We start from the raw sequence: 2,329 nt of genomic DNA on the forward strand, positions 1-2,329 counted from the left end.
GTCGTGTCCAGGACCCCGGCCACGGGCAACTACGACGCCCACTTCGGGATGGTCCTCACCCAGGACCCGCCGGTGTGCCACGCCGGCTACGAGGGCACCGACACCCGCCCCCCGCAGGACGGAGAGAACCGCGCGATGAACACGTCCGCCCGCTGCGCCGAGCCCGCGTCGCAGTCCAACGCCCGCGGCGGTCAGCACGCCCCCCGCCCCGCCGCGTCGTACGCCCCGCCGGTCGCCGCCTACGACCCCGACACCGGTGAGCTGGTGTGGGGCGAGACGGAGGCCGCCCGGCTCGAGTCGCGCGGTAGCGTCGCCCCCCGGACCTTGGGAGAGGAGTCGTGGAAATGGTTGTTCCTGCAGCCCCTGCTGACGCAGCAGTGACGAGCGCGACCGCCGCAGCGCCCCCGCGGTCCGTCCGCTTCCGGACGGTGCTGCTCGCTGTCCTGGTGGTGCTCGCCCTCGTGGCGGCCGGCCTCCTGGCCTGGCTGCTCCTCGCCCGCGGCGACGACGGCGACGACGTGCAGTCCTCCCGCGAGGAGGTCATGGCGCAGACCGAGCAGTTCATGCTGCGCATGGGCACCTACGGTCCCGACCTGCTCGACGACGAGGGCGCGATGCCGGAGTACCGCGACCGCGTCACCGACGTCATCACCGACAAGTTCGCCGCGTCCTTCGAGAAGGAGGCCGGCACCGCCGAGCAGCTCGTCGCCCAGGCCGGGGTGACCCGGGTCGCCGACGTCTTCTCGACCGGCGTGTCCAGCATCGACCAGGACTCGGCCCGGGCCCTGGTCGCCGGCACGTTCAGCGACTCCTACGAGGTCAAGGGCAAGACCGTCGACCAGGAGCCCATCCCCTTCCGGATCGAGGTCAGCCTCGTCGCGGTCGACGGTGAGTGGCTCGTCGACGACTTCGACCCGGTCTCCGGTGACGCCGCCGCCCCCACCGAGCCCGACCCGGGAGCCCAGCCGTGAGCACGCCCTCGACCCAGACCCCCAGCTGGTACGACGTCCTCGACGTCGACCGCGCCGCCCCGGCCGACGAGGTACGTGCCGCCTGGCGCGCCGGCATCGCCGACCTCGAGCCCGGCTCACGCCGCTTCGCCTCGCTCAATGCGGCCGCCGAGGTGCTCCTCGACCCGGCGCGCCGGGCGGCGTACGACGCCTCGCTCGCCGAGTCCGAGCCCGAGCCCGACCCGGTGACGGTGGCGGACGAGCCCGGCGGGGACCCACTCGACCCCGCCCCGGCGTCTCCCCGCTCCGTCCCTGTGTCTTCCCACTCCGTCCCTGCGTGGCTCCTGGCCGCGGTCGGACTCGTGCTGGCCGGGCTCGTCGCCGGGTGTGCCTGGGCGTGGCAGACGACCTCGGGGGAGACCGAGGAGGAGGCGACGCGCGCCGCCCAGGCCGCGGCCGAGCGCGCCATCGTGCCGGTCCTGTCCTACGGCTATGCCTCGCTGGAGGAGGACCGGGCGCGCGCGGAGGGATACCTCACCTCCGGCTACCGCGCCGACTACGACAAGCTCTTCGCGGTCATCGCCGACAACGCCCCGCAGACGCAGACCACCGTCCGGGCGACGGTCGTGGCGTCGGGGATCGTGCGCTCGGGCCAGGACCGGGTCGACGTGCTGGTCTTCGTGGACCGCCCCACCACCAACAAGCTCACCCCGGAGCCCGAGACCTACAAGGACCAGGTCACCGTGACGATGCAGAAGGTCGACGACGAGTGGCTCGTCGACGACCTCGTCACGTCACCGGCACAGGGCTGAACCGGGTCGGTGCTTGACCTGTTCCCGGTCGCCGGTCATCATCGTCGGCAACGCGTGAGCGAACGGCGAGTGGAGCACTCCAGCGCCATCGACCCCGCCTTTGAAGCGAGCCCTGTGTTGCGGTAGCCTGTGTCTTTGCGCCTGCCCTCATATGCCCTTCACCCTGCCCGGACGGGTGTCGTGGTGGTCGGCCGGCGATCTCTTGGATCACGATCCTTCGAAGGACACCCTCTTGGCCGCGCGCAGCTCCGCTGGTAACTCCCTGCTCAAGTCCAACCGCACCTCTTTCGCGAAGATCGCCGAACCTCTCGAGGTTCCCGCTCTCCTCTCCCTCCAGACCGACAGCTTCGAGTGGCTCGTCGGCGGCGAGAAGTGGGAAGGGATGGTCGCAGCCCGTCGGGCCGCGGGCGAAGACGTGTCGGAGAAGTCAGGTCTGCAGGAGATCTTCGAGGAGATCTCCCCGATCGAGGACTTCTCCGAGACGATGATGCTCTCGTTCGACAACCCTGTGTTCGTCGACCCGAAGTACACCGAGGAGGAGTGCAAGGAGAAGGACTTCACCTACTC

The 2,329-nt window shown here is 70.8% G+C and carries 3 protein-coding genes and 1 pseudogene; all 4 read left to right on the plus strand.

What is annotated here, in order from left to right:
• Positions 1–381, plus strand: a pseudogene (locus tag ACXJKL_RS19490) (MCE family protein); the annotation flags it as partial.
• 47 nt (positions 382–428) lie between these two features.
• The gene (locus ACXJKL_RS19495) at positions 429–971 is read left to right on the plus strand and encodes a hypothetical protein (RefSeq protein ID WP_457208654.1); all 543 of its coding nucleotides are present in this window, start codon (positions 429–431) and stop codon (positions 969–971) included.
• Positions 968–1,762, plus strand: a complete 795-nt coding sequence (locus tag ACXJKL_RS19500; protein ID WP_457208655.1) for a J domain-containing protein — start codon at positions 968–970, stop codon at positions 1,760–1,762. Before ACXJKL_RS19495 ends, ACXJKL_RS19500 begins: the two co-directional genes overlap by 4 nt.
• A 151-nt stretch (positions 1,763–1,913) precedes the next feature.
• Positions 1,914–2,329 (plus strand): hypothetical protein (locus tag ACXJKL_RS19505; protein WP_457208656.1); only part of this gene is annotated, 416 nt, incomplete at its 3' end.

Source organism: Nocardioides sp. P5_C9_2 (assembly GCF_054049555.1).